Origin of the sequence: Cellvibrio polysaccharolyticus, from assembly GCF_015182315.1 — a bacterium.
In the GTDB taxonomy this organism is placed as follows: Bacteria; Pseudomonadota; Gammaproteobacteria; order Pseudomonadales; family Cellvibrionaceae; genus Cellvibrio; species Cellvibrio polysaccharolyticus.
In genome coordinates this window covers 1624221-1650537 of the sequence record NZ_PRDL01000001.1, presented here as the reverse complement: position 1 = coordinate 1650537, position 26317 = coordinate 1624221, and the positions used below count along the sequence as shown (strand labels likewise).

Annotated in this window: 29 protein-coding genes; 8 read left to right on the top strand and 21 right to left on the bottom strand. The window is 51.8% G+C overall.

The window, feature by feature from the left end:
• Nucleotides 1–73: 73 nt before the first annotated feature.
• The 15 genes from C4F51_RS07110 to C4F51_RS07040 form a co-directional block, all read right to left on the bottom strand.
• Entirely contained in the window at nt 74–853 is a 780-nt protein-coding gene (locus C4F51_RS07110; protein WP_193908461.1) for a YbgF trimerization domain-containing protein, read from the bottom strand.
• A gap of 12 nt (nt 854–865) precedes the next feature.
• Nucleotides 866–1345 carry a peptidoglycan-associated lipoprotein Pal gene (gene pal, locus C4F51_RS07105; protein WP_193908459.1) on the bottom strand — a complete coding sequence of 160 codons (480 nt, stop codon included), beginning with the start codon at nt 1343–1345 and terminating at the stop codon, nt 866–868.
• A 50-nt stretch (nt 1346–1395) separates the two neighbouring features.
• Nucleotides 1396–2676, bottom strand: a complete 1281-nt coding sequence (tolB, locus tag C4F51_RS07100) for a Tol-Pal system beta propeller repeat protein TolB (RefSeq protein WP_193908457.1) — start codon at nt 2674–2676, stop codon at nt 1396–1398.
• A complete protein-coding gene (gene tolA / locus C4F51_RS07095; RefSeq protein ID WP_193908455.1) occupies nt 2673–3551 on the bottom strand; it encodes a cell envelope integrity protein TolA in 879 nt (292 codons plus the stop codon). The genes tolB and tolA overlap by 4 nt, the downstream gene beginning before the upstream one ends.
• Before the next feature lie 7 nt (nt 3552–3558).
• Entirely contained in the window at nt 3559–3987 is a 429-nt protein-coding gene (gene tolR / locus C4F51_RS07090; protein WP_193908453.1) for a protein TolR, read from the bottom strand.
• Nucleotides 3988–4010: 23 nt separating this feature from the next.
• Nucleotides 4011–4694, bottom strand: a complete 684-nt coding sequence (tolQ, locus tag C4F51_RS07085; protein ID WP_193908451.1) for a protein TolQ — start codon at nt 4692–4694, stop codon at nt 4011–4013.
• Between the two features lie 15 nt (nt 4695–4709).
• The gene (gene ybgC / locus C4F51_RS07080) at nt 4710–5123 is read right to left on the bottom strand and encodes a tol-pal system-associated acyl-CoA thioesterase (protein ID WP_202987639.1); all 414 of its coding nucleotides are present in this window, start codon (nt 5121–5123) and stop codon (nt 4710–4712) included.
• A 21-nt stretch (nt 5124–5144) separates the two neighbouring features.
• Entirely contained in the window at nt 5145–6170 is a 1026-nt protein-coding gene (gene ruvB, locus C4F51_RS07075) for a Holliday junction branch migration DNA helicase RuvB (RefSeq protein WP_193908450.1), read from the bottom strand.
• Nucleotides 6171–6191: 21 nt separating this feature from the next.
• Nucleotides 6192–6809, bottom strand: coding sequence for a Holliday junction branch migration protein RuvA (gene ruvA / locus C4F51_RS07070; RefSeq protein WP_193908449.1), 618 nt, complete (start codon nt 6807–6809; stop codon nt 6192–6194).
• Between the two features lie 93 nt (nt 6810–6902).
• Nucleotides 6903–7421 carry a crossover junction endodeoxyribonuclease RuvC gene (gene ruvC / locus C4F51_RS07065; RefSeq protein ID WP_193908448.1) on the bottom strand — a complete coding sequence of 173 codons (519 nt, stop codon included), beginning with the start codon at nt 7419–7421 and terminating at the stop codon, nt 6903–6905.
• Nucleotides 7422–7590: 169 nt separating this feature from the next.
• Nucleotides 7591–8334 carry a YebC/PmpR family DNA-binding transcriptional regulator gene (locus tag C4F51_RS07060; RefSeq protein WP_193908446.1) on the bottom strand — a complete coding sequence of 248 codons (744 nt, stop codon included), beginning with the start codon at nt 8332–8334 and terminating at the stop codon, nt 7591–7593.
• 165 nt (nt 8335–8499) lie between these two features.
• Nucleotides 8500–10293 (bottom strand): aspartate--tRNA ligase, encoded by a 1794-nt coding sequence (aspS, locus tag C4F51_RS07055; protein ID WP_193908445.1) that lies wholly within the window; start codon nt 10291–10293, stop codon nt 8500–8502.
• Nucleotides 10294–10327: 34 nt separating this feature from the next.
• The gene (locus C4F51_RS07050) at nt 10328–10597 is read right to left on the bottom strand and encodes an FmdB family zinc ribbon protein (RefSeq protein ID WP_193908444.1); all 270 of its coding nucleotides are present in this window, start codon (nt 10595–10597) and stop codon (nt 10328–10330) included.
• A 226-nt stretch (nt 10598–10823) separates the two neighbouring features.
• Nucleotides 10824–11297: a DUF4124 domain-containing protein gene (locus C4F51_RS07045; RefSeq protein WP_193908443.1), complete on the bottom strand. Its 474-nt coding sequence runs from the start codon at nt 11295–11297 to the stop codon at nt 10824–10826.
• Nucleotides 11298–11358: 61 nt separating this feature from the next.
• A complete protein-coding gene (locus tag C4F51_RS07040; protein ID WP_193908442.1) occupies nt 11359–11664 on the bottom strand; it encodes a Rieske (2Fe-2S) protein in 306 nt (101 codons plus the stop codon).
• A gap of 359 nt (nt 11665–12023) precedes the next feature.
• Here C4F51_RS07040 and C4F51_RS07035 point away from each other — a divergent pair, with 359 nt between their 5' ends.
• Both C4F51_RS07035 and C4F51_RS07030 read left to right on the top strand, forming a co-directional pair.
• Nucleotides 12024–13361 carry a flavohemoglobin expression-modulating QEGLA motif protein gene (locus C4F51_RS07035; RefSeq protein ID WP_193908441.1) on the top strand — a complete coding sequence of 446 codons (1338 nt, stop codon included), beginning with the start codon at nt 12024–12026 and terminating at the stop codon, nt 13359–13361.
• Between the two features lie 104 nt (nt 13362–13465).
• Nucleotides 13466–13825 (top strand): hypothetical protein, encoded by a 360-nt coding sequence (locus C4F51_RS07030; RefSeq protein WP_193908440.1) that lies wholly within the window; start codon nt 13466–13468, stop codon nt 13823–13825.
• 30 nt (nt 13826–13855) lie between these two features.
• Here the strand turns inward: C4F51_RS07030 and C4F51_RS07025 are convergent, their stop codons facing one another.
• From C4F51_RS07025 to C4F51_RS07015, 3 genes are all read right to left on the bottom strand, one after another.
• Entirely contained in the window at nt 13856–15109 is a 1254-nt protein-coding gene (locus tag C4F51_RS07025) for a valine--pyruvate transaminase (protein WP_193908438.1), read from the bottom strand.
• A gap of 24 nt (nt 15110–15133) precedes the next feature.
• Nucleotides 15134–15499: a response regulator gene (locus tag C4F51_RS07020; RefSeq protein WP_193908436.1), complete on the bottom strand. Its 366-nt coding sequence runs from the start codon at nt 15497–15499 to the stop codon at nt 15134–15136.
• A 74-nt stretch (nt 15500–15573) separates the two neighbouring features.
• Entirely contained in the window at nt 15574–16833 is a 1260-nt protein-coding gene (locus C4F51_RS07015) for a YihY family inner membrane protein (RefSeq protein WP_235992293.1), read from the bottom strand.
• Nucleotides 16834–17103: 270 nt separating this feature from the next.
• Here C4F51_RS07015 and arsC point away from each other — a divergent pair, with 270 nt between their 5' ends.
• The 4 genes from arsC to sppA are packed head-to-tail and all read left to right on the top strand — an operon-like array spanning nt 17104 to nt 20401.
• Nucleotides 17104–17451, top strand: coding sequence for an arsenate reductase (glutaredoxin) (gene arsC / locus C4F51_RS07010; RefSeq protein ID WP_193908433.1), 348 nt, complete (start codon nt 17104–17106; stop codon nt 17449–17451).
• An 11-nt stretch (nt 17452–17462) separates the two neighbouring features.
• Nucleotides 17463–18068: an NAD(P)H:quinone oxidoreductase gene (gene wrbA, locus C4F51_RS07005; protein ID WP_193908432.1), complete on the top strand. Its 606-nt coding sequence runs from the start codon at nt 17463–17465 to the stop codon at nt 18066–18068.
• Nucleotides 18069–18084: 16 nt separating this feature from the next.
• Nucleotides 18085–18510: a DUF2069 domain-containing protein gene (locus C4F51_RS07000; protein WP_193908431.1), complete on the top strand. Its 426-nt coding sequence runs from the start codon at nt 18085–18087 to the stop codon at nt 18508–18510.
• Between the two features lie 31 nt (nt 18511–18541).
• A complete protein-coding gene (sppA, locus tag C4F51_RS06995; RefSeq protein WP_193908430.1) occupies nt 18542–20401 on the top strand; it encodes a signal peptide peptidase SppA in 1860 nt (619 codons plus the stop codon).
• A gap of 80 nt (nt 20402–20481) precedes the next feature.
• On the opposite strand, the gene C4F51_RS06990 is transcribed toward sppA, so the two are convergent.
• From C4F51_RS06990 to C4F51_RS06980, 3 genes are all read right to left on the bottom strand, one after another.
• A complete protein-coding gene (locus C4F51_RS06990) occupies nt 20482–22263 on the bottom strand; it encodes a glycoside hydrolase family 9 protein (RefSeq protein WP_202987638.1) in 1782 nt (593 codons plus the stop codon).
• A gap of 132 nt (nt 22264–22395) precedes the next feature.
• Nucleotides 22396–23109, bottom strand: a complete 714-nt coding sequence (gene hda / locus C4F51_RS06985) for a DnaA regulatory inactivator Hda (protein WP_193908428.1) — start codon at nt 23107–23109, stop codon at nt 22396–22398.
• Nucleotides 23110–23149: 40 nt separating this feature from the next.
• Nucleotides 23150–24304 carry a DUF2066 domain-containing protein gene (locus tag C4F51_RS06980; protein ID WP_193908427.1) on the bottom strand — a complete coding sequence of 385 codons (1155 nt, stop codon included), beginning with the start codon at nt 24302–24304 and terminating at the stop codon, nt 23150–23152.
• A 281-nt stretch (nt 24305–24585) separates the two neighbouring features.
• Here C4F51_RS06980 and purM point away from each other — a divergent pair, with 281 nt between their 5' ends.
• Nucleotides 24586–25647, top strand: a complete 1062-nt coding sequence (purM, locus tag C4F51_RS06975) for a phosphoribosylformylglycinamidine cyclo-ligase (RefSeq protein ID WP_193908425.1) — start codon at nt 24586–24588, stop codon at nt 25645–25647.
• A complete protein-coding gene (purN, locus tag C4F51_RS06970) occupies nt 25647–26312 on the top strand; it encodes a phosphoribosylglycinamide formyltransferase (protein WP_193908423.1) in 666 nt (221 codons plus the stop codon). The genes purM and purN overlap by 1 nt, the downstream gene beginning before the upstream one ends.
• Nucleotides 26313–26317: the final 5 nt, after the last annotated feature.

Below are 26317 nucleotides of genomic sequence, written 5' to 3'. Positions count from 1 at the left end.
GGAGTGTTCCGAAAGCAAAAAGGCCGCAAACACTATGCGGCCTTTAATATATCTACTGCACCTGAACTGATATTTACTGCAAGTTATCCTGCAAATACTGACGCGCCAATCGGGCGGCATCACTATTACCACTGGCAGCCTGATTCAGCATTCTGCGAGCTTCGGTATTATTACCCTGCAAATGATAAACCTTGCCCAGCTTGAACTGGGTGTCAGGCACTTTTCGATCGTTTGGGAATTTTTCCAGTAATCGCGAGAACCAGTCTTGCGCATCACCCAGGTTTTCCTTCAACAGGTAAATTTCACCCAACCAATAGTAGCTATTGCCTGCGTAAGACCCGGAGGGAAAACGCTCAAGATAATCCTTGAGGGAAACGATCGCTGCATCGTATTCACGCTGACGCAACAAATCATAAGCGGCTGTATACACTTCCGCATCACTGGCATTGGCAGGCGGTAAAGCAACCTGAACCGGAGCAGAGGCGGGAATAGAGGAAGAAGACGCTCTTGGCGGAGTTACCGGATTTGTACCGGCCGAACCACTGGCTGGAGCAGCATTGCCACTGAGTGCACTGATACGTGAATCAAGATCAACGTAGCCATCAGTTTGCAGCTGTTTGAGACGTGACAGCTCGTAAGCTTGCTCTTCTACCAGTCCACGCAAGTTTGCAATTTCAAACTTGAGAGCCTGAATTTCGGAGAAAACATCGGTCTGAGCGCCGCCGGCAGGTTCAAGGGGGAGTGTCCCCACCCCGGAGCGACCGCTCTGGGGTGAGGATTCAACAACCCGTACCTGCGCCTGCGAAGATGTAGCTATAGCAATAAGAGCTACAGCAAGCAGGTGCTTATACATGGAGATCGACTCTTAGTACTTGATTTCTACGCGACGGTTCAGAGACCAGTTAGCTTCGCCTGAACCGCTAACAGCTGGACGCTCTTCGCCGTAGCTAACAACTTCCAGGTTGGAAGCGCTAACACCTTGAACTACCAGGAAATCACGCACTGAGTTAGCACGACGCTCACCCAGAGCCATGTTGTATTCACGTGAGCCACGCTCATCCGCATGACCTTCCAGACGTACGGAGGTAGAACCGCCTTTCAGACGCTCGGCGTGAGCCAACAACAGTGCACGTGACTCAGGGGTCAGTGTGGACTGGTCAAAACCGAAGTAAACAACGGTTTCCAGACGCTGTTCAGTAGAAGAAGAACCTACTGATTCAGAAGAAGCTGAAGAACCGGTGGACTGAGTGTTTGCATCACCCTTGTTGCTGCTGCTGGAACAACCAACCAGGAAAGCCATAACAACGGCGAGGGTCAAACCTTGTTTCAATGCCTTGGTAATCATGTGTGTAACTCCATTCAAGTTGTTGATTTATTTGTAAAGGTAAAACTAGTCTAGTCAAAAAATGGCGACCATGCAGGTTCCCGCACATCACCCTGCTTTGATGGCAGCAGAACTCGCGTGCGTGCATCCAGAGATACCGCACCCAACACCCCTTTTCCACCAGAGCTTGTCGCGTACATCAACATAGCACCATTAGGCGCTATACTAGGCGATTCATCGTGGTCTGTCTCTGTCAAAATGCGTGTACGACCGGTTTTCAAATTGAGCGCAGCGATCATGTAAGTACCACCATTTCGATGCACGGTAACCAGGTTATCACCATCAGGAGAAACGCGACCGCGAGCGTTATACTCGCCGTCGAAGGTTACACGTTCAACCTGCAAACTTGCAACATTTACTTTATAGATTTGGGGTCTTCCACCGCGGTCAGACGTAAAATAAATTCCGGTGCCGTCAGTGCTCCAGGATGGTTCGTGATCAATCATAAAATGATTGGTCATACGCGACAGCTGGCGACTGGCCAAATCCATTACGTAAATTTCCGGGTTGCCATCTTTTGATAACGCCATGGCCAGTTTTTTTCCATCAGGCGACCATGCCGGTGCACCGTTCAAACCGCGGAAGTTGGTAATTTGCTCGCGGCGACCGGTAGTAATTTCCTGAATAAAAATAGCAGGGCGGGTTGTTTCGAAAGAAACATAAGCCACGCGACGACCATCAGGAGACCATACCGGTGAAAGAAGCGGCTCGGGTGAATCACGCAACATTTGCGGACGCGCACCATCAAAGTCTGCCAGCATCAAACGATAACGGTGTTTGTTGCCCTGCTTGAACGCTTCAACATAAATAATTTTGGTGGTGAAAATACCGCGAATACCGGTAATGGTTTCATACACCTTGTTACTGATGTGGTGCGCCATATCGCGCAGCTGATTTTCCGCACCATCAACGGTGATACGGGCCAGCACTTTTTTCTGTGCCAGCACATCAAACAATTCATAGCTGGCGTAGTAGCGCCCGCCACGTTGCTCAACAGAACCGATTACCAGGTACTCACTTTTGATCGCAGCCCAGTCACGGTAGTGCACATCTGCCTCACGGGAGGGCAGAGAAAGCATATCGGTACGGGGAATAGCGGCAAATTGACCGGTAAACTCAAGGTCCTTGGCAACAATCTGACTGATATCTTCAGACAGTGACAAACCTTGCGCGGCAAAAGGAACAACGGCAATCCGGGTAGGATTATCCGTACCCCTGGTGATTTGAATATTCAGCTGCGCCTGCGCAACACTTGATACAAGTAACACCAATAGCAACAGAACATGTCTCACTGGCGTAAATCCTCCGGTCTAAAGGTAAGTTGAAAAACTCTGAAATAACGTTCGAAAACATCGTTAGGCATTTCACGTATACCCTGAAATTGTCCAACGCGCTTAACCGCCTGCTCTGCAGAGCGGTCAAACGGAATGTCTCCGCTACTTTTGACCACCCGGACATTCATTACTTGCCCGGTTGGCACCATGTTTACTTCCAGCACAACCGTAATACCATTACGGGCACCCGGTGGTCGGCTCCAGTTTTCGGTAACCTGCTCACGAATCAACCCTTCCCAGGTTTGCGTGTTTACCGAATCACTGCGATCACTTAAATGCTGCTGCTCTTTTTGCAACGCTGCTTCACGCCGCTCAGCCTCTTCGCGCTGTTGCTGCTCGCGATTTTTACGCTCCTGCTCGGCTTTGGCCTGACGCTCCTGCTCAGCTTTTTTCTGCTGCTCAGCTTTCGCCTTTGCCTGCTTTGCTGCCTCGGCTTTTTTCTCTTGCTCGGCTTTGGTTTTCGCCGCAGCCTGACGCGCTTGCTCTTCTTTTACTTTTTGCTGCTGCTGAGCCTCGGCTTTCGCCTTTTCTTCACGCTGCTGCTGTTCCTGCTGACGCTTTTGAGCTTCGGCCTGCTGGCGTTTTTGCTCTTCCTGGCGACGCCGCTCCTGCTCCTGTCGACGCTGGGCTTCCAGCACCTGGGGCTTGGGTTGCTGCGGTGCCGCAATAGCCTTCGGCTGCATATCTACCAGAGTAGCCTTCACAAAATGCGGAGGCTGCTCCTCCTGTTCCGGTTTGGCAGGAGTCCAGTTAATGATTATTACCGCCATTAGTATCGAATGCATCCCGACACTTAATAAAACCGGCAAATTGAGAAAACGCTCAAACTTCATAAGCTGCCTAGCGGGGAGGTTCGGTGACAAGACCTACAGAGGGCGCACCGGCACTCTGCAATTCACTCATCAGTGATACGACGGCGCCGTAGTCAACCGCATGATCGCCCTGCACCAGAACCTGGGTTTTTGGCGACTGCCGCAGTACTTTGCTGACGAGGTCCTTGATATCTACGAGTGACCGGGCCTCTTCAGGGTTCCCGCCCAGTGTTATGTAATAGCTGCCATCTTTTTTGATGGAAACGGTGATCGGCTCGTCATCTTCCGACTCGATGGGCTCGGATGCTGCCTGAGGCAGTTCAACCTTCACGCCCTGGGTCATCATAGGTGCGGCCACCATGAATACGATCAACAGCACCAGCATGACGTCAATGTAGGGCACCACATTGATTTCAGCCATCGGCTTCTTTTTTATCTTTGGTCCAAACGCTGACATGGCATTGACTCCTGCAAGCACAATTACTTGCTGTGTACCTGACGGTGAAGGATGGCCGAGAATTCTTCCGCAAAGGTCTGATAATTATTCATCAGTGCTTCTGCGCGGGCAGAATAACGGTTGTAAGCCAACACCGCAGGAATCGCCGCAAACAGACCAATTGCCGTCGCGATCAACGCTTCGGAAATACCTGGCGCCACCGTAGCCAGCGTGGTTTGGTGAACATTGGCGAGACCGCGGAATGAATTCATAATCCCCCACACGGTACCAAACAGGCCGATATACGGGCTTACCGATGCCACACTGGCAAGAAATGGCAAACCGGTTTCCAGTTTTTCCCCTTCACGGGCCAGCGCGACCCGCATGGCGCGCTGTGAACCTTCCATTACCGCATCCGGGTCTACACCGGTTTGCTGACGCAAGCGGGTAAATTCCTTGAAGCCGGCACGGAATATATTTTCGATACCTTCGATATCCGTGCGGCCATTGCCCTGACGGAACAGCTGGTTCAGATCAATGCCTGACCAGAATTGTTTTTCGAAGGAGGACAGCGCTGCAGTAGCTTTGCGGTGATAAATGCCGCGCTGAAAAATCATGATCCAGGAGACGACCGAGGCCATCAACAAAATAAGCATGACCATTTGCACCAGAAAACTGGCTTCGGCAATCAGGCTCCAGATGGACAGGGTATTTTCAGTTTCCGACATAACAGTAACAGACTCTTATTGATGGGTTATCTGATGGTTGATGTGTTGGTGCATGGCAGAAGGTATCGCACAGGGTTTCATTGTTATCCCGTTGACACAGGCGATGCGGATTAGACCGTCACACAATAATTCGTTCCCCCGTAACACCTGCTGCCTGAACTCAACATAAGATCGGGCCAGTTTGACTACTTCAGCAGTGATTTCGAGAGAATCATCAAGGCGGGCCGGGCGGCGATACTGGACATTGGCCGAGTGAACAACAAGGAGCATGTTTTCGTCCAGAATAGCCGGCTTATCATACCCCAGGTTGCGCAAAAATTCTGTACGGGAACGCTCCATAAATTTTAAATAGTTAACGTAATAAACAATGCCTCCGGCATCGGTATCCTCAATGTACACACGAACATTTATTGAAAAAACATTACTCATAACATCCCGCCGCTTTACCGGCTACTCCCCGCTTTCCTGTAATCGCTTCGGCATGGCAATGCCAAAATGCAGATAGGCATTTTGCGTCAGCATCCGACCACGCGGTGTACGCGACATAAACCCCTGCTGAATCAGGTAAGGCTCAATAACATCTTCAATGGTGCCACGGTCTTCACTGATTGCTGCCGCCAGACTTTCAACCCCGACCGGCCCACCGTCAAAGTTGTGCATTAACGCCATCAGTAAACGCCGATCCATATGGTCGAAACCGCGCTCATCCACATTCAGCATATTCAGTGCCTTGTCTGCAATATCTGCCGTCACCTGACCATTGCCTTTAATATCGGCATAATCACGCACCCGGCGCAATAATCGGTTGGCGATGCGCGGTGTTCCGCGAGCACGGCGGGCGATTTCTTCGGCGCCGCGCGGCTCCATATCGACACCCAGCAAGGATGCCGAGCGCGCAACAATATGGGTAAGGTCAGCCACGTTATAAAACTCCAGCCGCTGCACAATACCAAAGCGATCACGCAGCGGCGAGGTGAGCAGACCGGCTCGGGTGGTTGCACCCACCAACGTAAAAGGCGGCAGATCCAATTTAATGGAGCGAGCCGCCGGACCCTCACCAATCATAATATCCAGCTGAAAATCTTCCATGGCCGGATAGAGTATTTCCTCAACAACGGGACTCAATCGATGAATTTCGTCGATGAACAGCACGTCACCCGGCTCGAGATTGGTCATCAGCGCCGCAAGGTCACCGGCTTTTTCCAACACCGGGCCGGAGGTACTTTTTAAAGACACGCCCATTTCGTTGGCAATAATATTCGCCAGGGTGGTTTTACCGAGACCAGGTGGCCCGAATACCAGCGTGTGATCGAGCGCTTCACGACGCTTTTTGGCAGCCCCGATAAATATTTCCATCTGCTCGCGCACCACCGGCTGCCCGACGTAATCAGCAAGGCTTTTGGGTCGCACGGTACGATCCAGATGATCTTCGCGATCTCTGGCAGTGGGTGCTATGAGGCGATCCGTTTCTATCATGGTCAGCTTTTCATAAAGGGATTAAACGGGAGCCATGCTCTTCAAGGCCAGACGAATCAATTCTTCACTGGTGGCTTCAGGCTGCAAATGAAGCGCTTTGGCGATCATTTTGCTGGCGTCAACCGGTTTGTAGCCCAGGGCAATAAGAGCACTTTCAGCCTCAACATACGCATCGTCAGTGACGGCCAATGGCAAGGTATCACCGCTTGATGCTAGCGCAGCATGCGGTAAATCCCAATTCTTCAAGCGATCTTTTAATTCCACCACCAGACGCTCGGCGGTTTTTTTGCCGATACCCGGCACTTTGGTCAGTGCCACGGTGTTGTTATCGCGCACGCAGCGGGCAATATCGTCCGCTTCCATACCGGATAAAATGGAGATAGCCAGCTTCGGCCCTACACCATTCACTTTGATCAGCGTACGAAACAAAGACCGATCTCGCACGCGAATAAAACCAAACAGCTGATGCAAATTCTCGCTGATGGAAAGATGCGTGTAGAGCGTTACTTCACCGCCAATACCCGGCAATGAATAAAAGGTCGTCATCGGTGCCTGAACTTCGTAGCCCACACCATTTACGTCCAGCAATAAATCAGGCGGCGACTTTTCCAGCAGTTTGCCACGCAATAAACCTATCATTGATACACCTTTGGCTCTGACGAACAGGCAGGCAAGTCTGCCGATTCAAAATTATCGTAAGACTAACAAATAAATCGGGAATTCAGGAACCGGTCAGACAACGCGACCGCGACGGAAACTACTGGAGCCGGACAACTTGATAAGATGCTGACGGGTATTGGCATGGCAGAGCGCGACCGCCAGCGCATCGGCCGCATCCTCCTGTGGCACACCGGGCAAACGCAGAAGCGTCTTCACCATGTGTTGCACCTGGGATTTATCGGCAGCGCCATTGCCCACCACCGATTGTTTTACTTTGCGCGCTTCATATTCAGCCACCGGCAACTCGCGAACAGCAGCGGCAACAATCGCTGCCCCTCTCGCCTGCCCCAGCTTTAACGCCGATGCGGCGTTACGGGCCATAAAAACTTGCTCAATGGCCATTTCATCCGGCGAATACTGCGTAATAATGGTCGTCAGCCCGTCAAAAATAACTTTCAACCGCCCTGCCAATTCACCGTCGGGAATGCGGATTACACCGCTGGTCACATAGTGCACCTGGCCACTGATGGCTTGAATAATACCAAAGCCGGTTTTGCGTGACCCGGGGTCAATACCCAAAATCAGCGTCACAGGTTATTACCCTTGGGGTACAGTGAACTTGGCATAGCGCAAAAGCGTTCCATGAAGTGAGGCAGTTTTTGGCAGCCACAAAAAAGAAAAATCAATTCAGCGCTGCAGAGCGGAAAACCGGGTCACCGCCTGCAGCACATCAATTACGCCGGCAACAACGCCGATATAATTATTGCAGTTGTTCCATAACCTCGTCGGGAATATCAGCATTGGTGTACACATTTTGCACATCATCCAGATCTTCCAGCATATCTACCAGGCCAAGAATTTTTTCTGCGCCGTCCTTATCGAGCGGCACAGAAATGGAAGGCACCATGGTGATTTCCGCATTGGCCGGGGTAAAACCGGCAGCGAGCAATGCATCCTTCACCGTCAGGTAAGCTTCGAAGGCGGTCATCACTTCAATCGAACCATCATCGTTGGTAACGACATCGTCGGCACCGGCTTCCAGCGCTGCTTCGATAATCGCATCTTCATCAACGCCGGCTTCAAAACTGATTTGTCCCTGACGGGTAAACAAATAGGAGACAGAGCCGTCAGTTCCGAGATTACCACCGCGCTTGGTAAACGCATGGCGCACATCGCCAACGGTACGATTGCGGTTGTCCGTCATGCATTCAACAATAAATGCTACACCGCCCGCACCATAACCTTCGTAGGTAAGCTCTTCGTAATTGTCGGCTTCGTTGGTACCGGCACCACGGGAAATTGCTTTATCAATGGTATCGCGCTTCATGTTTTCACTGAGCGCTTTATCCACCGCTGCACGCAACCGCGGGTTATCGGCCGGGTTAGCACCGCCTTTGGCGGCTACGGTGAGCTCACGAATAATTTTAGTAAATATTTTACCGCGCTTGGCATCCTGACGACCTTTACGGTGTCTGATATTTGCCCATTTGGAATGACCGGCCATGTTACAACCTCCAGACCTGCGCCCGCACCGCTCAATCAAGCAGAGAGGCTGAAAACAAATCACCCGCGCTTGCCGGAGCAGTTCGCGGGTGGATGAGAATTGTCCGCTGCCATCAAGCGTAAAGCCGGCACTTGGCCAACCTTACGGACAATCCGGTATTAGCAATTATTCAGCAGCTTGTGCCGCTGCTGCCTGCTCTTTTTTGCGCAAACGAATGTGCAATTCACGCAATTGCAGTTCGTCTACAATCCCCGGTGCATCTGTCATAACACAGGCAGCACTCTGGGTTTTCGGGAAAGCGATAACATCACGAATTGACGCAGCGCCGGTCATCAACATAATCAGACGGTCCAGACCAAACGCCAAACCACCGTGCGGCGGTGCACCGTATTTCAGTGCATCCAGCAGGAAGCCGAATTTCTCGCGCTGCTCGTCTTCTTCAATACCCAGCAAACCGAATACGGTTTGTTGCATGGAGCTGGTATGGATACGCACAGAACCACCACCCAGTTCAGTACCGTTCAATACCAGATCATAGGCTTGCGACAAAGCAGCTCCCGGATTGGCTGAAAGCTCTTCCGGTGAACAGGACGGCGCGGTGAACGGGTGGTGCAAGGCACTCCAGTTACCCTTGTCGTCTTCTTCAAACATCGGGAAATCAACCACCCACAACGGTGCCCACTCAGCAGTGTACAAATCAAGATCTGCACCCAGCTTGCAACGCAGTGCGCCCAGCGCTTCGGTAACCACTTTATGACGGTCAGCACCGAAGAAAATCAGGTCGCCGTTTTCAGCGTTAACACGTTCGAGGATGGCTGCACGAACCGGCAATGGCAGGTTTTTAACAATCGGAGATTGCAAACCTTCTTCCAGGTCAGACTTGTCGTTTACCTTGATATACGCCAAACCTTTTGCACCGTAAATACCGACAAATTTGGTGTACTCGTCGATTTGCTTACGGGTCAGTTTGTCGTTGCCGCCAGGCACTTTCAAGGCAGTAACGCGGGATTTCGGATCATTGGCCGGGCCGGCGAATACTTTGAAATCCACCTCGGTAACCAGATCCTTGATGTCTACCAATTGCAGCGGAATACGTAGATCCGGCTTATCAGAACCGTATTTGGTAATTGCTTCAGAGAAAGGCATGCGCGGTAACTCGCCGAACTCAACGCCTTTCAGGTCTTTGAAAACCTCTCTGATCATGCCTTCGGTGATCGACATGATTTGCTCCTGGGACATAAAGGAGGTTTCAATATCGATTTGGGTAAATTCCGGCTGACGGTCTGCTCGCAGATCTTCGTCGCGGAAACATTTGGCGATTTGATAGTAACGGTCAAAACCGGACACCATCAGCAATTGCTTGAACAACTGCGGCGATTGCGGCAAGGCGAAAAATTTACCATCGTGGGTACGTGATGGCACCAGATAATCGCGAGCACCTTCCGGTGTTGCACGAGTCAGGATAGGGGTTTCAATATCCAGAAAGCCGTTAGTGTCCAGGTAGTTGCGAATCGCACTGGTCACTTTGGAGCGGAAGCGCAAAGCTTTCTGCATGTCCTGACGACGCAGGTCGAGGAAGCGATACTTCAAGCGAATGTCTTCTCCCACGTTGGCGTAGGAATCCAGCGGGAAAGGAATGGTTTCGGCTTCGTTGAGAATGGTCAGCGCCGTTCCGTACACCTCAATTTCACCGGTGTTCATGTTCGGATTAACAGCAGCTGCGGCGCGCGCGCGCACTTTACCGGTTACCTGCAATACGTATTCGCCACGCACCTTGTCAGCGAGGGCAAAGTTTTCTTTGGCATCCGGGTCAAATACCACTTGCACAACACCATCGCGGTCGCGCAAATCAATAAAGATGACGCCACCATGGTCGCGGCGGCGGTCAACCCAACCGCAAAGTGTTACTTCCTGATCAATAAATGAGGCATTCAAAACGCCACAGTATTCACTGCGCATAGGTTTTTCCCGTCATGTCGTCGATGTTCAAAAATTAGGCCTGGCCACCGGAGGCAGGCTTGTCGGCGGATTTACTACCGCTTGAAGGCGCGCTGCTATCTCCTGCCAGATTTTTTTTACTGCCGGATTTAAAGTCGGTTTCATACCAACCACCGCCTTTCAGGCGGAACCCGGCTGCGGAAATTTTCTTCTGCAGGCTAGCCTGGCCACAAGCGGGACACTCTACCAGCGGTGCATCGGCAATTTTTTGCAATGCTTCCAATTCATGATTACAAGACTGGCACTGATATTCATAAATAGGCATGTTTAAAACCCGAAAAAGACTACCCGAAAGACCAACCGCACTCATCCTCAACCCGAATGAAGAGTTTCACAGGAGCGAACATCGTGCGCCAACAGCTGACAAAAGGCCAAAACCCTTCTGCCAGACCAAAAAACGGGCGATTATACCTGATCAACCGGGCGTGTAGAACCGCCTGACGGCTGGCTTTCGGGATTTTATACAGAAGATGGCGGTTAACCGGAATGCTTTATAACCGATCGAGGACTTTTTGCTGCTCCGCCTGACGCTGCTCCAACAGGTCACGGGCATCGAGCGCCTTATCAATAGCCGAAGCACCCTCGGACTCTACCGTGCGACCCGCTCGGGGAGCAACCACGCCATCCTGACGGGGCGGAACGTTAACCGCGGGAACAATGTTAACCGGCTTGTCACTATGAAACTGACTGGCGTTGCCCCCCTCGGGCGCCGATTCGGAAAAATGCAGCACACCGTTTTCATCCCGCCAGGTATATACCGGCTTGTCCGACAAACTGGTTCCACCAGCCCCGGACTCACTGGAAATAAACGGTAGATTAACCTTGGGCAAGCTCACGCTATCCAGCGAAAAATTGCCAAGCGGATTATCCGGCATCCGGCCGGTTTTGAGATACAACAGATAGTGCACGCCGACCATCGCAATAAATATCACGCCCAGCATTTTTATAATGAGTAGTTTGTACATAATTTGTACCTGACTCCTTCAGGTTCAGCCATTCCGTCATTTTAACCCGTTTATTGTGCCGCTATACATCCACCCCCAGCGTATTACCGTCGTAAACCAGAGGCAGAAAGGTCAGCGCGGCACACCCGTTGGCAGTCACCGGTCGACCACTGAGCAGATCAAAAACCATACCGTGCCGGGGGCAGCGCAACTGGCCATTGGAAATACTGGCCTGCTGCAAAGGTGCCTGTTGGTGCGGACAGCGATTTAACAGCAGATATACCCTGCCTTCCTCCTGCAACAACAAATACTCATTACCACTGATTCGAACCGGACGGCGATAGCCGTCATACAACTGATGCAATTTTTCCAGCGCAAGATAACCCATGCCCTACCTCACCGCCATGATCCCGTGAAAATCATGGCTGCCTTGTAATCAATGACAGATCCGCGTGATGATCGGCACAGTATCTCGCGACAGCAAGGACACAACAAGCCCCATAAGATTAACCTTTCCGGCAAGCTGCTGTTACTATGCGCGCCCTGTCTGCCGCTGGCGCGCACAGCAATAGCAGCAGAACATCTTGCACCATTTTATGGCAGTTATTTTGCGCAGCGTCACTCACTGGCTGCTATAAAAAATAGATACCTTATCAACGCCGGGTTGCGGTGGTGGTAAAACGAATGAACCGGCGAGTTTATCCCTGCCAGGCAGGCGGGTGAGCTGGCACCTTTCGGAAAATCAATATGAGTCAACAAGCTTACCTTGAACGCCTGAAAGCACTCTCAACACGCCTGGTGTTATTACAAAAGCCCATTCGTATTCTCGATGCCATTAAGTGGCCCGCCGAGCTGGAAGCCGATTTCCGGGCTGCCAAAGGTAAAAAATTACCGGCGCTCGATAAAGATTTTTACCAGCAATACAAATTCAATTTTGACCCGGATCAGCTTTACCTGGCACTGGGCGAATTAAAGCAGGATGTAAAACGGCAGCTGGGGCGGGGCGATGCGCTCGGCCAGATTTTGCATGTCACCATTGAACAATATCAAATCGTCATCGAGCTGCTGCGCGCCCGCGGTACACCGCAATTTGGCCATTTCAGCCGCTTGCTTTATGGCTCGGCCAGCGACCGGATTCGCGGTGATAGAAAAACCCTGCGGCAAATGGGAGAACGGCTTTGTCATATTTTTTCGTTGCCTGCGGTGGAGCACCTCAATCGACCTTACAACCAGCACATTGATGCCCAGCAAGCGGTAGATATTCTGCAACAGCGCATGAACCAGTATTTTGCACCGGGCGCCGTGCGGGTCGAAATCAGTGACAATATTGTTTCAGACGCCGCGGCCGGGGGCGACTGCATCAAGGTCAACCGTCGCGCCTTCTTTTCCGAACTGGACTTACAAGTCCTGGAGGTTCACGAAGGCTGGGTTCATATCGGCACCACCCTCAACGGACGCCAGCAGCCCTGGGCAACCTGGCTGAGTGTCGGATCGCCGCGCATTACCGCCATTCAGGAAGGCATGGCGGTTTTAATGGAAACCCTGACGTTCAGTTCCTTTCCGCAGCGCGCACGGCGCATCAGTGACCGGGTAGTCGCGGTTGATCTTGCGGAACAAGGGGCAGATTTTTGTGAGGTCTATCAATATTTTCTGGAGCGAGGGATTAGCGAGCATGACAGCTACCGGGTTACGCAGCGCGTCTTTCGGGGCGGCACACTGGCCGGCGGTTCGGTTTTCACCAAAGATATTTCTTATGTCAAAGGGTTTGTTGAAAACGTCAATTTTATTCGCAGCGCCATTCAATCCGGTGTGCCGGAAATCATTCCGATGCTGTTTCTCGGCAAGGTCACACTGGACGATCTGCCGCTTTTATATGAGCGCTACCTTGAAGGCGTCGTAATTGGCCCCAAATACCTGCCTGCGATGTTTCGCGACCTCAACGGTTTATATGTATGGTTTGGCTTTTCCAGCGGTATGTCATTGACCAATCTGGCCAGAGTGCAGCAGCACTTCAACAAATTGTTCAAAAAATTACCCGCTACCGAGCCCATCTATGAGGCCCGCACGGATGGGGAATGGGAATAGCGTCAAAATATTTTAATGTTGTTGGTATTTTTTCCGGCGGCCACAGCGGATATCAACATTCCACGCTATTATGTAAAGACAAGGTCTACTTGTTGAGTAAAAATATGTACTACCAAATCATAGTCTCGGGTGACGGGATTTTTTTTGAAAACGATGAAAAAACCGAACCGGTTATTGGCTTTTTAGCCAACCGCATTGTTCAGGCTTCATCTGAAGAGCTGGCTATAGCCACCTCAAAACGCGACATTTTGGTGCAATGGAACCAACAGTTTAACGCTGACCGTAAACTCGGTTTGCCGCGGCTGCGCATTGAAAAAATCACCCCGGTCAACCAGTGGTTGAAACCCAAAAGTAAACAGGATTATTTCTGGTTTACCAGCGAGTCGCACAAGAGCAACTACATGAACCAATTGTGCAAAGCCCCTACCCGCTGGTTCTGGCGATTGGGCAGTGTAAGCCACTAAAGCACCCTGCCCTTTATTCTGTTTGTCTATTTATCCCTGAAACGCTTTTTGTACTTCCTGCGCAATAATGTTTGCACCGGCCACCAATTTTTCGTTGTCCTGACAATAGGTGATACGAATACATTGTTGCCGGTGCGACCATGGCTGCTCCAGTCCGGGGAAAAAATGATGCCCCGATACCACCAACACCCCTCGCTGCTTCAAACGCTGATATAACGCATCGCTATCTATCGGCAAGCCTTCAAACCAAAGCCATAAAAAAATTGCCCCTTCGGGCTGATGTAATCGGTATGGCAGGCCGGCCAAAGCTGTCTTGAAAATACTCACTGCTTGTTGCATACGGGCTTGATAAAAAGGCTGTACGGTATTGCGAGAAAGCGAAAGCAATTGATCACCTGCAATCAATTGTTTCATGAATGCTGCACCCATATTTCCCGGCGCCAGGCTGACAATGGTATTGGCGCGGGCAAACGCCTGAATAATATCCGGACGCGCAATGACGATGCCGGTGCGCGCGCCGGGCAAACCCAGTTTGGAAAGGCTCAACACCAAAATCATGTTTTCGTTCCAGCTGGCAGCGGCATCAACAAACATAATATTGGGAAAAGGCGTGCCGTAGGCGCCGTCTACGATCAGCGGTATTTGCTGCCGGGCGGCCAACACTTGCAAACCATCCAACTCCTGATCGGAAATAACATTACCGGTGGGATTGGTCGGGCGCGAAACACAAAGCGCACCGGCATCGGGGTGCACTTCGAGCTGTTTGAAGTCGACGTGATATTTAAAAAATTGATTGTCCAGCAATTCAATTTCAGGACGGGAACTGATAAAAAGTTTTTCTTCGATCCCCTGTTCGTTATAACCGAGGTATTCCGGCGTCATAGGTAGCTGGATGCGAAGAAAATTGCCTTCGGCATCGGTGCCACCAAACAAATTAAACAAGACAAAAAAAGCCGATTGGCTGCCGTTGGCCAGCGCTATATGGTCGCGGGTAATTTGCCAGCCGTATTCGCGACGCAGCATGGAGGCCAGGTCATCCAGCAAAGCGCTATCGCCCGCCGGTGGTTGATAAATACCCAGCAGGCGCAGCTTTTCTTCAGGGTCATCCAGCACCCGGTGCAAGGCTTGTTCAAAGAAAGCCTCCATTGCCGGCACTCGCGCCGGGTTGCCGCCGCCCATAAAAATCATTTCAGGGTTTTCCCGTAACGCCGAACCGAGATCATCCATCAATGAAATGATGCCGGCGTCACGGGAGAGTTTTTGACCAAACAGAGAAAAGCGCATGGGGGAATAGCTCGTAACCCGGTTTTAAATCAAACCGTAGGTTGATAAAACGCTGGCCAATTTTTCAGGGTTGACCGGTTTTTGAATAAAATCGAGCGCGCCCAATTGTTTGACCCGCGCCCGGGCAGCCGGCTGAATATCCCCGGAGATGATAATAACCATGGTGTCCAACCCCTCGTTGCGGATGGTTTCCAGCACCTGATAACCGTCCATGTCCGGCATGGTGAGGTCCAGCAATACCATCTCGCCTTTGCCTTCACGGATCGCCTGTAACCCTTCCACACCGTTGGTGGCAAAGCTGACGGCTACGTCCCAGTTATCCGGCAACGCACGAGCAACCTGCTTGCGCGCCATTAATGAATCATCACAAATCAGTAAAGGAGTGGACATAAGCGGGTACAACAATCATAAGGAATTTGCCCAAATTATAACCATTGCACCACCCTTTGGCGCAAGAAACATTTTTATGAAGGATCACTTAGTGTTTTGACCGGCTGATCATCCAGCGTTTCGCCAAACAAGGCGGCGATGGAAATATCAAAGCGCTCGTCCACAAACTCCTCCAACGCCCCCAGGCGATACTCAAGTTCGGGGTACCAAGGCAGATCCCGGAGTTCTTTGTTACTTTCCGGCAATTGCCGTGGCAACTTGAGAATTTCCCGCAGGCGCGCCAGCGTCAGGTAATGCAAATCCTGGCTCAGCACATAGTCACCCTGGCTGGTGGCAGTGATCACATGGTGTTTTAACAGGGCAGCATTGAGCCGCTGCCATTGCGTATTGGACATACCGCCATTAATCAACTGACGGTCATCGAGACTGGAGCCCTGAATAGACGCCTGATGAAATTTCCACAGAATCAGTAACGCAGCCAGTAAATCCGGGTAAGCCTTGTCGCGCAGCGTAATTTGATAAGTGCTGATAGTGCGTACCAATACCGCGCCGGCCAGAATCGTCATCCAGATCAAATTAATCCAAAGCAGGAACAGCGGCACCATCGCAAAAGTGCCATATATCAGCGTGTAAGATGAATTGCTGACCACCAGACTGAAGATCATCTTCAGCACTTCAAATACCAGTGCGGTGACTACACCGCCGATCAGCGCGTGGGTGAGCGGCACCTTGCAATTGGGCACGGTAGCAAACAACAGCGTAAATGCGGCAATCGACAACACCAGAGGCGTGATGCGAAACAGCGGCTGAAGAATACCGACAGAAGCGTGTACTTCATTAAAAAACTGCAAAGACAAGAGGTAGGTACTCATTGCCAACCCGGCGCCCAGCAACAGCGGGCCGAGACTCAGGATGGCCCAGTAGAGCAGGAAGTTGGCAATGCCTTTACGCCCCTCCGGAACCCCCCAGATGGCATTAAAGTTTTCTTCGATATTGGCCAGCATGAAATAGGCAGACACCACCAGAAAGATGACGCCCACTACCGTCAACTTGCGCGCCTGGTTGGAAAAGTCCTGTAAATATCCCACCAGCTCCTGGCCGGTGGTGGGTAATAAATGTTCGAAAATCAGCCCTTGAAGCTGTTCTCCCACACCCTGAAAAGCAGGAATAATGGAGAACATGGAATAGGTAACCGTCATTAACGGCACTATGGCGAACAGAGTGACATAGGTCAGCGATGCCGCACTTTTCTGACATTTTTTCTCAAAAAACTGCTCAATAATCAGCCGAAGGAAGCTCCATGCAGAGCGCAGAAAGGGGCGATTGATTAACATAGCTGCTTTATTCTCCATACCACTCACAAAACCCTGCGTGAACAACCATCAACAGCCACTGAAAGCACACGCGCAACCGGGTATACTTTACCATTGCACTCTTTACCATATTCTTTTATTGCACTTTTTGTTGAATGGCATTTCCACATAGGAAATACCGGGCGTTTACATAATGCCTGCACTCCTGGCACAAGCTGCGGTGACAACTCACTGACAGAGCAGCTTTCAACAAAACGTCATAATCCATGCATTATCAGGAGAACTCCCGGCATGATGACCCTGTTTCATAATCCGCGTTGTTCAAAATCCCGGGAGGCGCTGGCGCTGTTGCGGAAAAACAATATTGAACCGGTTATTAGACTCTATATCGACAATCCGCCGGATGCCACCGAGCTGCGCACTTTATTGAAAAAACTGAAGATACCCGCACGTAATTTATTGCGCAAAGGCGAGGCCGATTATAAAACCCTCGAATTGCACAACGAAGCGCTGAGCGAAGAGCAGTTGATTGAAACGATGGTGACGCATCCCAAACTGATCGAACGCCCGATTGCCATTGCTAAAAATCGTGCAGTGATTGGCCGACCGCCTGAAAATGTGCTGAACTTGATCGATTGACAGGAGTTTGTGTGATACATCCTTACGTACTTGTTCTTTATTACAGCCGCTACGGGGCTACCCGCCTGATGGCCCAGCAAATTGCCCGCGGTATTGAGCGCACTACCGGTATTGAAGCCCGTCTTCGCACCGTACCCGCCATATCACCGGTATCGGAAGCCACTGAACCCGCCGTTCCCGATGAAGGTGCGGTTTATTGCAGCCAGGATGATTTGCGCCATTGCGCCGGCCTGGCGTTGGGCAGCCCAACCCGCTTCGGCAATATGGCCGCACCGATGAAATATTTTCTCGATACCACCAGCGCGCTATGGCTGAATGGCGACCTGATTGGTAAACCGGCCGCGGTATTTACCTCCACTGCGTCTTTGCATGGTGGCCAGGAAACCACGCTGGTTTCCATGATGCTGCCCCTGTTGCACCACGGCATGGTCATCAGCGGCATTCCTTACAGTGAAACGGCGCTGTCACAAACCACCACCGGCGGTACGCCTTACGGTGCTTCGCATCTGGCCGCCAATGACCAGCCGCCAGCCCTGAGCGCCGACGAAACACAATTGTGCCAGGCACTGGGCAAACGTATCGCCCACCTTGCTTTGAAATTATCAGACTCCCACTAACAACGCCGGTATTACTATGAGTGAATCGCGCCGCCAACGTCAGATTGTATTAACTGAAGACGAAGGCCAGAAAATTTTTCGCAAATTGACGGTGGGCAAAGCCATCTTCACCGCCAGTTTCGTGGCCCTGTTATTGTTGTTTACTTCGCTGAATATCATTCGAATTGACGGGGGAATTGCGCTGTGGCTGGTACAGTGCGTGCCCTTGTTAATTTTTGTTCCCGGCCTGTTAAGGCAGCGTTTTCGCAGCTACAGTTGGGTATGCTTTGTGATTCTGCCCTACTTCACCTGGTCCGTTGTGAACAGCATGTCGCCCTTTATTCGCTGGTCCGATGTGGTGGTGGTTATCTTGAGCTCGGTTATTTTTCTCAGTGCCATGATGGTCAGCCGTTGGCTACAGTATTGGAATCTTTATCAACAACAAGCGGCTGAATCCCGTTAAAAACCACTCTTTCACGTGAAAGGATAATGGTGTGACTACATCAACCAAACGACGCGGCCTTGTGGCACGCTTTTTTATTACGCTCTGGTCCATTCTTACCTGGACGCGGGTAGCGTTTTTCAATTTATTATTTCTGCTGATTATTCTGGTTATTGTGCTGGCTTTCCGCTCTGGCGGTGATATGCCATTGCCCGATAACTTCGCTTTGCGCATCGCTCCCGCAGGCATACTGGTAGATCAACGAACCTATGTTGATCCGGCTACTTTTTTACTGTCATCCGAGGACCCTGCAGAATCGGAAACCGTGGTTCGCGAAGTGGTGGATGCCATTTATCATGCCGCGCTTGATCAACGCGTAAGCAGTATTGTTCTCGAACTGGACAAACTCTATGGCGGCGGCTTGAGCAAAATGCAGGAGATCGGCGAGGCCCTGGAACATTTTAAAACCAGCGGCAAAAATATTATCGCCGTTGCGGATAACTACACCCAGGACCAATATTATCTCGCCAGCTACGCCGACGAGATTTATTTAAATGATATGGGTTCTGTATTACTGACCGGCTATGGCCGCTACGGTAATTATTTTAAAAGTGCGCTGGATAAACTGGATGTCAACTTCCATATTTTCCGCTCCGGAAAATACAAGGATGCCGTTGAGCCTTTACTGCGCGACGATATGTCCGATGAATCCCGCGAGCACAATCAGGAACTGGTTAACCAACTCTGGGAAATTTACACCAGGGACGTGGAAACCCGTCGCAACCTTCCTCGCGGTGCCATTACCGGCTACATCAATAACATGGGCCAGGCATTGAATCAGGCTGGCGGTGATAGCGCAGCGCTTTCGGTTCAAGCGGGTCTGGTAGACCAGCTGGCCAGCCGCGGTGTCATCCATCGCCAACTGATTGAACAGGTAGGTCACAGCGCCGAAGGTGATTTCTACAACGGCGTTGGTGTGCGCAGTTACCTGGCTGACATCAACCGTTTCAAAGTACCTTCAGCGGACAAAATTGGCCTGCTGGTCGCATCCGGTAATATTGTTGACGGCAGACAGCCGGACGGCACTATCGGTAGCGAAACCTTTCTGGAAATGCTGCGCGGTATTCGCGATGACGACAGCATTAAAGCGCTGGTAATTCGTATCGACAGCGGCGGCGGCAGCGCTTTCGCCTCTGAAGTAATTCGCGCAGAAATCAATTCTGTGCGCGCCACCGGCAAACCGGTTTATATTTCCATGGGCAGCGTTGCCGCCTCCGGCGGTTACTGGATGGCAACCGGTGGTGACGAAATCTGGGCAACACCGGCCACTATCACCGGTTCGATTGGTGTATTTGGTGCATTCCCCACGCTTGAAAAAAGTCTGGCGCGGCTAGGCATTTATACCGATGGTGTAGGCACCACCAATCTGGCGGGCAGTTTGCGGATTGATCGCGAGCTATCCCCCGAGGCCGCTGCTATTTTGCAAACCGGTGTCGACAATATTTATCAGCGCTTTATTCAATTGGTTGCCGAATCGCGCAATGCAGACGCAGAAGATATTGACCGTGTTGCGCAAGGCCATGTGTGGAGCGGTATTTCCGCATTGGAGCTGGGGCTGGTAGACAAGCTGGGTAATTTGAACGATGTTATTGCCGCCGCAGCAGAAAAAGCCGGGCTGACCCAATACAGTGTGCAACTGGTGACGCAACCGCTTTCGCCAAAAGAAGTATTGATTCGTCAAATTCTCGGGGAAAGTGCCAAAGCCTGGGTACCGCGAGATTTGGCACAATCGTTTTCGTCATTGAAGAGCTTGCAAAATTTCTCTCCAATCACCAAAACACTGCAGCTACTGGAAACCATGAATGATCCGCAGTCAGTTTATGCGGCCTGTGTGGATTGCGTAGCGCCCTGATAAAACCTGTTACATAGCAACAACAAAAAAGCCGCTGTGAAATTCTCACAGCGGCTTTTTTATTTGCCCGGCAGTTTTATTTATTCTGCGGTTAATACCTGAATGGCGCCACTTACATAAACCAGCGGCGCGTTCCAGTTAATTGCAATTTCATTACTGGCATAACTGCACCAGTGATCCAGCCAGGACTTGGCAGGCTCGGCAAAGGGATATGGCACCGGACAGTCATCCGCATCCTGTTGCCCCGGGTTAGGGCCACCGGAAATAAAACCGGGAATCGGCGCGCGAATGCCATCGGCTTCGGATGGACGGTGGTGAATATGCATTGGCGAACGCTCACCGAAACCGGTGACGTAAGACGTATTGAGCGGATTTTTACCCAGCGTATAATCCAGCAAGGATTGCGCTGCATCGAGATAAGCAGCTTCTTTACTCAAGCGATAACCCTGCAACAACATAATGGCCTGATTAAGCGCAAACGAATTACTGCCCCATTTAAAATCTTCGCTCTGCATCGGCAAACGGTAGGCAGACTCACTGCTGCGACTCCATAAACGTCGCGCCTCGCTCATAACAGTTTGACGGATCAAATTTTTATCAGCAGCTGGCGTAAGATTATCCACATGGTGCGCCAGTGAAATCCACGGCAAACCGCTCACATCACTCCACGAAGAAACACCAATGGCCGGGTTGGACAGGGTAAAGGTGCGATAGTAATTGTCATTGCGCGTGGCTATGTACAGCTCGGCAGCAGCCCAGGCAAATTCATCGGCAAATTGCTTGTCGCCGTAGGCACCGGTTTTAATATCATCCGGTTGTTCGTAAGCAACATTCGGATTGGCGACAGCCCAGCGCCAGGCTTTTTCGGCAGCAATTAGCATCTCACCGGACAAGCCCGGAAATTGCTGATCGTAGCGAGCGAAAATACGGCTGGCGGTTGCCATTACCGCAGCAAAGTTAAGCGCAGCTGCGGTGCCCTTTTGTACTACATAACGGGGCTCCACCGCCTCGTGCGGCATGATCACACCGTCAAAGCGTTTGTTGGTCAGCTTATGGTAGACGCCACCATCGGCAGGGTCCTGCATGGTCAACATCCAGGCGATATTCCAGTAAGCCTCGTCCAACAAATCGGGCACGGCATTGCTGCTTTCCGGAATATTCAACGATTGCTGGCGATAGTGCTGCGGAAAATGTTCGTAGGCGGAGAGCAAGGTGTAAGTGCTGATACCGGAATTCACAATGTATTTGTTGTAATCGCCCGCGTCATACCATCCTTTCGGGCTGCTGATTACCGTCCCTTCGGGGCGTTGCGCACTGACCGCTGACGCGTGCACCAGTACCCGGGTATCCGGATGACCGGCAGGGCGTGCATATTCCCCGGCAAATTGCGGCAATAATTCAATACCGCTGCGGTTGAGGTAATAAGACTTGATAGACGCTGCATTCAGTTGCTGGTAAATATTACTATCAATACGAAAACGCACCGACGCTTTTAAACCTTCAACCTGCAAGCGGTATTCGCCCGGCGCTTTCAAACCGGTAAAGTCGGCAATGTGTACCGAGTCGTCCGACGGCCCCCAGTGGGCTGCGGGTGTTAGTTGGCCGCGGAATACTTCACGGTTGGTTGCTGTATTGACTACCGAAAAATGACTTTGCTTGCCAGCCGGCACTACCGCCTGCTTGGTGCCACCGGGCAGGTAACCCACCTGATTGACTTTAATCTTGTCCGCCACTTCTTCCGGCCCACCGGAAAATAATGAAGTGGCTGCAGAGGTAATGCCGCCGCTATTGCACCCGGCCAGAGCCAGCGTCATCAGGGAAAGAGGCAGTAAAAATCGGCCGCGTTTGAAAGGCGTAGTCATACCTGAGCTCCATGGCATCATAAAGATGCAAAGTTATCGTTATTAATTGGCTGAATCAAAAGTATTCAGGGTAGAGGAGAGCCGAAGGCCGCCCCAGCCCTTTAACGGTAATTTACAAAAACAGACAGGCTTTCAGAGAGATAATATTTTTTTTACAAAAGGAATGGTCAATTTGCGCTGCTCGGCCAGCGAAGCGCAATCGAGATAATGCAATCGGGAAAATAGCTGATGTACATCCCGCGGCAGGCGCTGCAATAAATAATGCGCCACATCATCACTCAATTCCAACCCGCGCGCCCGCGCCCGCGCTTGCAGTGCCAGTTGTTTTTCGGTGTCGTTGAGCGGTTGAATTTTATAGGTCAGACCCCACTGCAACCGTGAGCGTAAATCTTCCAGCTGAAAAGGCAATTCCCGCACATTGGCGTTGGCCGCCACCAGCAATCGCTTGCCGCTATCGCGTAACAGGTTGTACAAATGAAATAGCGCCTGTTCCCATTCTTTTTTCCCGGCGATGGCTTGCAAGTCATCCAGCGCCAGGTAATCGAGATAGCCCAAATCAGCGAACAACTCTACCGAGGCGTAATCCACCAAATCTGCCATCGGCAGGTATTGAATATGCAAACCTTTGGCTTGTGCGTAGTGACAACCGGCTTGCAGCAAATGACTCAGACCGCTACCGGGGCCGCCCTGCAAATAAACAAACGGGTAGCCCTGGGTGTCCACCTGCTGTCGCAGCAAGGCTACAGCCTGCTCATTGACAGAGCCTTTGGTGGAGTAGAAATTTTCAAACCGTGCCTCGTCATTAAGAATAACGCCGAGCGAGAGTTGTTGCGGGATTCGGGTCACCTTGACACTTGATCCTCAGCAAACCGGTTAAGGCCGGTCATTAGTCAGCCCACCGGTACGTCAGCGGGTTATCGCGACTGCCGGAACCAATAATAGACGCCGAGGGCGCTGCAACCGGGTCGGCAGATAATTCACCAGGTTGACTGGCAACGGCCATAAAAGGTGTTTCGATTGAGACAGAGGCTACCGGAAAGAGTTTTTTGCCCAGTTCCAGGGTACTCGACAAGAGCGTCAAATCACCTTCAATTTGCAACTGCACCGTCAAGCGGTTGCCTTCTGCTTGCAACAACTCGAAATGCTTGACCATCGCCATGCCTTCAAAATAACGCTGCACCTGTTTGAAGTCTGCAAAATCTGCAACATCATTAATACGCAGCACAACTACGTCCGGGTCAGCATTGCCGGCGCGGGGAACAATAGCGTACTGACGCGCAAACTGATCGGCGCTGTAATCAATGGCGCTGGAAATCTGTGCAGCCAGATCGGCACCGCTGCCATTCACCGGCTGCACATCATTACTTTGCATCAGCAACCAGGAAGACTGCCATTGTCCGTCGGGTGCCTGGCTCAGCTTGCCTGCAAGAATGGCATCCGGCTTGTAACGTTCAGAAGCGCTGCGAATAGCGTCCTCGTCCAGTTCACTCAACAATTCCGAGGGCAAGGCAATCGTGTCTTCAAAATCCTGCAAGGGAAATAACAAAGGCAAACCGCGCACCGCCGCCTGGGCATAAATCGCCTGCAAAGCCGGCTCATCAGGCACACGGTGCTGCGCGCCCTGGTTGTCTTCGGAGATTATCCATACCATTAACTTGGGTCGGTTGGCCGGCCACAGGGGCAAACCGGCATCGCGCAGTAGCTGCTCAATACCGGCGGGAGAAAACTTCATGATTAACAAGGTCGCAGGCAGGGAGCCGGTGTCGCTTTCAATGCGTTTGTCGGTCGATGCGTAGCTGAACTCGTGCAGGTAGTTTTGCGCCTGGCGGATCGCACTGGCGATGGTGGGATGATCGGCAGCAGCACGGTCACCGGACACCCGGATCATGACTTCGCGCAAACCACCACGCGCCGCCGTAGCCCGCTCACTGGCCTGCTGGGAAGTAACCAGCGCCTCGGCACGGTAAATGTCTACCTGTTGCCCGGCACACACCTGAACTGCTACCAGTAAAAACGTCAGTGTTGCTAGCAATCGTGCCAAAATCAGCTCCTGAAATGATTGGCCCACCCTGGTTTACCGCCTGCGCATCAACCGCTGGCGGCTAAAAAAGCACCGGTGAAAACCGTCCCGACAATAGTGAGGGATTTGCGAAATGTTCGAATTGCCTATTGTAGCAGGCAATTCCGCGCGACCCGAGGGCAAATTTCACCAATAGAGCGCATTATCTGCATCGCAAAGTCTGTTCGGCTATCGGCATGATGGGCGATAAGCTGGTAGAATGCTGGCCATTTTTACCAACCTCTCGCAAGCGGATCTCTCTTATGAGCGAACAACAGTCCCCTACTCCCTCTCTCAGCTACAAAGACGCCGGTGTTGATATTGATGCCGGTGAAGCGCTGGTCGAACGCATTAAAGGGGTAGCGAAGCGCACCCGTCGCCCGGAAGTGATGGCCGGACTGGGCGGTTTTGCCGCACTGTGCGAAATCCCCAAAGGCTACACCGAACCGGTTCTGGTTTCCGGCACCGATGGTGTAGGCACCAAACTGCGCCTGGCCATGAATCTTGGCAAGCATGACACCATCGGTATCGATCTGGTGGCGATGTGCGTTAACGACCTGGTAGTGACCGGCGCCGAGCCGCTGTTTTTCCTGGATTATTACGCAACCGGCAAACTGAATGTTGATGTAGCTGCTGCCGTGGTATCGGGTATTGGCGATGGCTGCGAACAAGCTGGCTGCTCGCTGGTTGGCGGGGAAACCGCTGAAATGCCAGGTATGTACGAAGGCGAAGATTACGATCTGGCCGGTTTTTGCGTCGGTGTGGTTGAGAAATCCAAAATCATCGACGGCAGCAAGGTTCAGGCTGGCGATGTATTGATTGCTCTGGCCGCCAGCGGCCCGCACTCCAACGGCTACTCATTGATCCGTAAAATCATTGAAGTTAGCAATGCCGATCTGAATCAGGATTGTGGCGGTGTTTCTCTGGCCGACGCCCTGATGGCCCCCACTCGCATTTACGTCAAACCCGTTCTGGAGCTGATCCGTAAATCCCGCGTCAACGCTCTGTCGCACATCACCGGCGGCGGCTTGCTGGAAAACATTCCTCGCGTATTGCCAGACGACTGCAAAGCCGTGATTGACGCCAGCAGCTGGACCCTGCCACCGGTATTCCAGTGGCTGCAGCGCAGCGGCAATGTGGTTGCCCGTGAAATGTACCGTACCTTCAACTGCGGTACCGGCATGATTCTGGTTATCCCGGCAGACGAAAAAGACAATGCTCTGAAACTGCTCGCCGAAGCCGGTGAAACCGCCTTCGTGGTAGGTCATATTGCCAAAGCACAAGCTGACGAAGAGCAGGTTGAGTTGCTGGGGCTGTCTGCCTGATGAGTGAATTGCGCCATCGCATTGTTGTATTGATTTCCGGCAGTGGTACCAACCTGCAAGCGCTGATGGATGCCGTCAGCGCCGGTGAGATTGCGGCAGATATCGTCGCGGTGATCAGTAATCGCCCCGCTGTGGGTGGTTTGACCCGAGCCGAACAGGCAGGTATTGCCACTGAAGTGCTGGATCACAAGCAATTTGCCGACCGGGCCGCCTTCGATGCGGCCCTGGCCGATCGCATTGATGCTTATCAGCCGGATCTGGTGGTGCTGGCCGGTTTTATGCGCATCCTCACCCCGGCGTTTACCGGGCGCTATGCCGGTCGCATGTTGAATATTCACCCGTCCCTGCTTCCCGCTTATCAAGGGCTTGCTACGCACCAGCGGGCACTGGATGCCGGTGAAACCGCGCATGGGGTAACCGTTCATTTTGTGACCGCCGAGCTGGATGGCGGCCCCTCGGTGATTCAGGCCAAAGTCCCGGTTCTTACCGACGACAATGCCGAATCGCTCGCAAAACGGGTGCAGCAGCAGGAACACATTGTTTATCCGCTCGCCGTAAAATGGTTTACTGAGTCTCGCCTGCGTCTCAGCGAGGGCCAGGTATGGCTGGATAATGAACCTTTACCATCATCTGGCCATCTAATTGACACCACCTCTCGGCCATAAAGGGA

Coding starts and splice junctions, on each gene's coding strand:
- C4F51_RS07015 (WP_235992293.1), bottom strand. CDS start 16,833: ATGTTAATCAATCGCCCCTTTCTGCGCTCTGCATGGAGCTTCCTTCGG.
- C4F51_RS07040 (WP_193908442.1), bottom strand. CDS start 11,664: ATGGGTTATCTTGCGCTGGAAAAATTGCATCAGTTGTATGACGGCTAT.
- C4F51_RS07020 (WP_193908436.1), bottom strand. CDS start 15,499: ATGTCCACTCCTTTACTGATTTGTGATGATTCATTAATGGCGCGCAAG.
- C4F51_RS07000 (WP_193908431.1), top strand. CDS start 18,085: ATGAGTGAATCGCGCCGCCAACGTCAGATTGTATTAACTGAAGACGAA.
- ybgC (WP_202987639.1), bottom strand. CDS start 5,123: ATGAGTAATGTTTTTTCAATAAATGTTCGTGTGTACATTGAGGATACC.
- C4F51_RS07035 (WP_193908441.1), top strand. CDS start 12,024: ATGAGTCAACAAGCTTACCTTGAACGCCTGAAAGCACTCTCAACACGC.
- tolQ (WP_193908451.1), bottom strand. CDS start 4,694: ATGTCGGAAACTGAAAATACCCTGTCCATCTGGAGCCTGATTGCCGAA.
- C4F51_RS07110 (WP_193908461.1), bottom strand. CDS start 853: ATGTATAAGCACCTGCTTGCTGTAGCTCTTATTGCTATAGCTACATCT.
- C4F51_RS07050 (WP_193908444.1), bottom strand. CDS start 10,597: ATGCCTATTTATGAATATCAGTGCCAGTCTTGTAATCATGAATTGGAA.
- arsC (WP_193908433.1), top strand. CDS start 17,104: ATGATGACCCTGTTTCATAATCCGCGTTGTTCAAAATCCCGGGAGGCG.
- tolA (WP_193908455.1), bottom strand. CDS start 3,551: ATGAAGTTTGAGCGTTTTCTCAATTTGCCGGTTTTATTAAGTGTCGGG.
- C4F51_RS07025 (WP_193908438.1), bottom strand. CDS start 15,109: ATGCGCTTTTCTCTGTTTGGTCAAAAACTCTCCCGTGACGCCGGCATC.
- ruvA (WP_193908449.1), bottom strand. CDS start 6,809: ATGATAGGTTTATTGCGTGGCAAACTGCTGGAAAAGTCGCCGCCTGAT.
- C4F51_RS06990 (WP_202987638.1), bottom strand. CDS start 22,263: ATGACTACGCCTTTCAAACGCGGCCGATTTTTACTGCCTCTTTCCCTG.
- C4F51_RS07030 (WP_193908440.1), top strand. CDS start 13,466: ATGTACTACCAAATCATAGTCTCGGGTGACGGGATTTTTTTTGAAAAC.
- purN (WP_193908423.1), top strand. CDS start 25,647: ATGAGTGAATTGCGCCATCGCATTGTTGTATTGATTTCCGGCAGTGGT.
- ruvB (WP_193908450.1), bottom strand. CDS start 6,170: ATGATAGAAACGGATCGCCTCATAGCACCCACTGCCAGAGATCGCGAA.
- pal (WP_193908459.1), bottom strand. CDS start 1,345: ATGATTACCAAGGCATTGAAACAAGGTTTGACCCTCGCCGTTGTTATG.
- purM (WP_193908425.1), top strand. CDS start 24,586: ATGAGCGAACAACAGTCCCCTACTCCCTCTCTCAGCTACAAAGACGCC.
- C4F51_RS07060 (WP_193908446.1), bottom strand. CDS start 8,334: ATGGCCGGTCATTCCAAATGGGCAAATATCAGACACCGTAAAGGTCGT.
- tolR (WP_193908453.1), bottom strand. CDS start 3,987: ATGTCAGCGTTTGGACCAAAGATAAAAAAGAAGCCGATGGCTGAAATC.
- aspS (WP_193908445.1), bottom strand. CDS start 10,293: ATGCGCAGTGAATACTGTGGCGTTTTGAATGCCTCATTTATTGATCAG.
- C4F51_RS07045 (WP_193908443.1), bottom strand. CDS start 11,297: ATGTACAAACTACTCATTATAAAAATGCTGGGCGTGATATTTATTGCG.